Source organism: Hydrogenophaga sp. (assembly GCF_031426985.1).
In the GTDB taxonomy this organism is placed as follows: Bacteria; Pseudomonadota; Gammaproteobacteria; order Burkholderiales; family Burkholderiaceae_C; genus Hydrogenophaga.
Genome location: NZ_JASJOY010000123.1, coordinates 1 through 3,789 on the forward strand (window position 1 = coordinate 1; position 3,789 = coordinate 3,789).

A 3,789-nucleotide genomic window follows, 5' to 3' on the forward strand; every position below is an offset into this window, starting at 1 on the left:
GCGGAACGGCTTGCTGGTCAGCGCACCGACCGGGCAGATGTCGATCATGTTGCCCGACAGCTCGGAGTCCACCGACTGGCCGACGAAGGTCTCGATCTCGGCGTGTTCGCCGCGGTGCGACATGCCCAGCTCCATCACGCCGGCGATCTCCTGGCCGAAACGCACGCAGCGGGTGCAGTGGATACAGCGGCTCATCTCTTCCATGGAGATCAGCGGGCCCACGTTCTTGTGGAACACGACGCGCTTTTCTTCTTCGTAGCGCGACGCACCACCGCCGTAGCCCACGGCCAGGTCCTGCAGCTGGCACTCTCCGCCCTGGTCGCAGATCGGGCAGTCCAGCGGGTGGTTGATGAGCAGGAATTCCATGACCGACTTCTGGGCCTTGATGGCCTTGTCGGACTTGGTGCGCACGATCATGCCCATGGTCACCGGCGTGGCGCAGGCGGGCATGGGCTTGGGAGCCTTCTCCACCTCGACCAGGCACATGCGGCAGCTGGCGGCGATGGAAAGCTTCTTGTGGTAGCAGAAGTGCGGGATGTAGGTGCCCGCCTTCTCGGCCGCATGCATGACCATGCTGCCCGGGGGCACTTCGACCTTCTGGCCGTCGAGTTCGATTTCAACCATGGTGGGGTGTTCCGGAATCAGACCGAGGTCGCGGTGTCGGCCTTGATCATGGCCGCGAACTCGTGACGGAAATGTTTGAGCATGGCGCGCACGGGCATGGCCGCGGCATCGCCCAGGGCGCAGATGGTGCGCCCCATGATGTTTTCGGCCACGTTGTCCAGCAGGTCCATGTCGGCCGGCTTGGCATCGCCGCGCTGGATCTTGTCGACCAGGCGCCAGAGCCAGCCCGTGCCTTCGCGGCAGGGGGTGCACTGACCGCAGGACTCGTGCATGTAGAAGTAGGACAGGCGCTTGAGCGACTCGACCATGCAGCGGGTGTCGTCCATGACGATCACGGCGCCCGAACCCAGCATGGAACCGGCCTTGCTGATGGAGTCGTAGTCCATCGTGCAGTCCATGATGACGGACGCGGGCAGCACGGGCGAGGACGATCCACCAGGGATCACGGCCTTGAGCGTGCGACCGGTGCGCACGCCACCGGCGAGCTCCAGCAGCTTGGCAAACGGCGTGCCCATGGGCACTTCGTAGTTGCCCGGCAGGTTGACGTCACCGCTGACCGAGAAGATCTTGGTGCCGCCGTTGTTGGGCTTGCCGCACTCGAGATAGGCCTGGCCACCGTTGCGGATGATCCAGGGGACCGCCGCGAAGGTTTCGGTGTTGTTGATGGTGGTCGGCTTGCCGTACAGGCCGAAGCTGGCCGGGAACGGCGGCTTGAAGCGCGGCTGGCCTTTTTTGCCTTCCAGCGATTCGAGCAGCGCGGTTTCTTCGCCGCAGATGTAGGCGCCGAAGCCGTGGTGGGCGTGGAGCTGGAACGTGAAGTTCGAGCCCATGATGTTGTTGCCCAGGTAGCCGGCGGCACGGGCCTCTTCCAGGGCGGCTTCGAAGCGTTCGTACACCTCGAAAATCTCGCCGTGGATGTAGTTGTAGCCCACGGTGATGCCCATGGCGTACGCCGCGATCGCCATGCCTTCGATGACGATGTGCGGGTTGTACATCAGGATGTCGCGGTCCTTGCAGGTGCCCGGTTCGCCCTCGTCCGAGTTGCAGACCAGGTACTTCTGACCCGGGAACTGGCGCGGCATGAAGCTCCACTTCAGACCCGACGGGAAGCCGGCACCGCCACGACCGCGCAGGGCCGATTCCTTGACGGTGGCGATCACCTGGTCCTGGGTCATGCCGGCCACGCCGGTTTCGGGGTTCGGTGCGGAACCGTCCATGCCCAGGATCTTGCGCAGCGCCTGGTAGCCGCCGCGCGCCTCGTAGTCCTTGATGGACCAGTTGCTGCCGTTCAGATCCTTGTAGATCTGGGGGGTGATGTGGCGGTCGTGGAAGCAGGTCTGCACGCCGGTGGCGGCGAACTGCGAAAGCACTTGCTGGGCGTTCATGCCTTGCCCTCCGCGGCGCGCAGGCCGTCGATCAGCTGGTCCAGCTTTTGATTGCTCATGAAGCTGCACATGTGGCGGTCGTTGACCAGCATCACCGGCGAATCGGCGCAGGCGCCCAGGCATTCGCTCTGCTGCAGGGTGAACAGGCCGTCGGCCGTGGTCTCACCCATCGCAACGCCCAGCTTCTGCTCCAGGTGGTGCAGCGCCGTGTACCCCTCGCGCAGCTGGCACGGCAGGTTGGTGCAGACGTTGAGCTTGAACTTGCCCACCGGCCGCTGGTTGTACATGTTGTAGAAGGTCGTCACTTCGTGAACGGCCATCACCGGCATGCCCAGGACCTCGGCGATGGCCTGCTCGGCCTCGACGCTGACGTGTCCGTTTTCCTGCTGCACGATGGACAGGCAGGCCATCACGGCCGACTGCGCCTGGTCGGCCGGGTACTTGGCCACTTCACGCGCGAAGCGGGCACGGGTGGCCTCCGACAGCGCCTGGGCCTGCACCGGCCCGGTGGATTGCGAGGCGTGACTCATCGGTCGATCTCTCCGAAAACGATGTCCATGGTGCCGATGATGGCGACCGCGTCGGCCAGCATGTGACCACGCGCCATCTCGTCCAGGGTGGCGAGGTGAGCGAAACCCGGGGCGCGGATTTTCAGACGGTAGGGTTTGTTGGCACCATCGCTGACGAGGTAGATGCCGAACTCGCCCTTGGGGTGCTCGACGGCGGCGTAGGCCTCGCCCTCGGGCACATGGAAACCTTCGGTGAAGAGCTTGAAATGGTGGATCAGCTCTTCCATGCTCGACTTCATGGCTTCGCGCGAGGGCGGTGCCACCTTGTGGTTGTCGGTGATCACCGGACCGGGATTCACACGCAGCCAGTCCACGCACTGCTTGATGATGCGGTTGGACTGCTTCATCTCTTCCATGCGGACGAGGTAACGGTCGTAGGTGTCACCCGTCTTGCCGACCGGGATGTCGAAGTCCATCTGGTCGTACACGTCGTACGGCTGCTTCTTGCGCAGGTCCCAGGCAATGCCGGAGCCGCGCAGCATGGGACCGGTCATGCCCAGATTCAGCGCGCGTTCAGGCGTGACGACACCGATGCCCACCGTGCGCTGTTTCCAGATGCGGTTGTCGGTCAGCAGCGTGTGGTACTCGGCCAGGTAGGTCGGGAAGCGCTGGGTGAAGTCGTCGATGAAATCGAGCAACGAACCCTGGCGGTTCGTGTTCATCTCCGCCATCGCCTTGGCGTTGCGGATCTTGCTGACCGTGTACTGCGGCATGGTGTCCGGCAGGTCGCGGTAGACGCCGCCCGGACGGAAGTAGGCCGCGTGCATGCGCGCACCCGAGACCGCCTCGTACATGTCGAACAGGTCCTCGCGCTCGCGGAAAGCGTAGATCAGGATCGTGGAACTGCCGCAGTCGTTGCCGTGCGAGCCCAGCCACATCAGGTGGTTGAGCATGCGGGTGATCTCGCTGAACATCACGCGGATGTACTGCGCGCGGATCGGCACCTCGATGCCCAGCAGCTTTTCGATGGCCAGACAGTAGGCGTGCTCGTTGCACATCATCGACACGTAGTCCAGCCGATCCATGTAGGGCAGCGACTGGATGAAGGTCTTGTGCTCGGCCAGCTTTTCGGTAGCGCGGTGCAGCAGACCGATGTGCGGGTCGGCGCGTTGCACGACCTCGCCGTCGAGCTCCAGCACCAGGCGCAGCACGCCGTGCGCGGCCGGGTGCTGCGGTCCGAAGTTCAGGGTGTAGTTCTTGATTTCAGCCAT

General features: G+C 64.1%; 4 protein-coding genes. All 4 read right to left on the reverse strand.

What is annotated here, in order from left to right; translation table 11 throughout:
- On the reverse strand, window positions 1-624 hold a 624-nt coding region (locus RMP09_RS15250; RefSeq protein WP_310566837.1), incomplete at its 3' end, for a 2Fe-2S iron-sulfur cluster-binding protein.
- A gap of 17 nt (window positions 625-641) precedes the next feature.
- On the reverse strand, window positions 642-2,009 hold the full coding sequence (gene nuoF, locus RMP09_RS15255) for an NADH-quinone oxidoreductase subunit NuoF (RefSeq protein ID WP_310566838.1): 1,368 nt from the start codon (window positions 2,007-2,009) through the stop codon (window positions 642-644).
- The gene (nuoE, locus tag RMP09_RS15260) at window positions 2,006-2,539 is read right to left on the reverse strand and encodes an NADH-quinone oxidoreductase subunit NuoE (protein ID WP_310566839.1); all 534 of its coding nucleotides are present in this window, start codon (window positions 2,537-2,539) and stop codon (window positions 2,006-2,008) included. Before nuoE ends, nuoF begins: the two co-directional genes overlap by 4 nt.
- On the reverse strand, window positions 2,536-3,789 hold the full coding sequence (locus RMP09_RS15265) for an NADH-quinone oxidoreductase subunit D (RefSeq protein ID WP_310566840.1): 1,254 nt from the start codon (window positions 3,787-3,789) through the stop codon (window positions 2,536-2,538). The genes nuoE and RMP09_RS15265 overlap by 4 nt, the downstream gene beginning before the upstream one ends.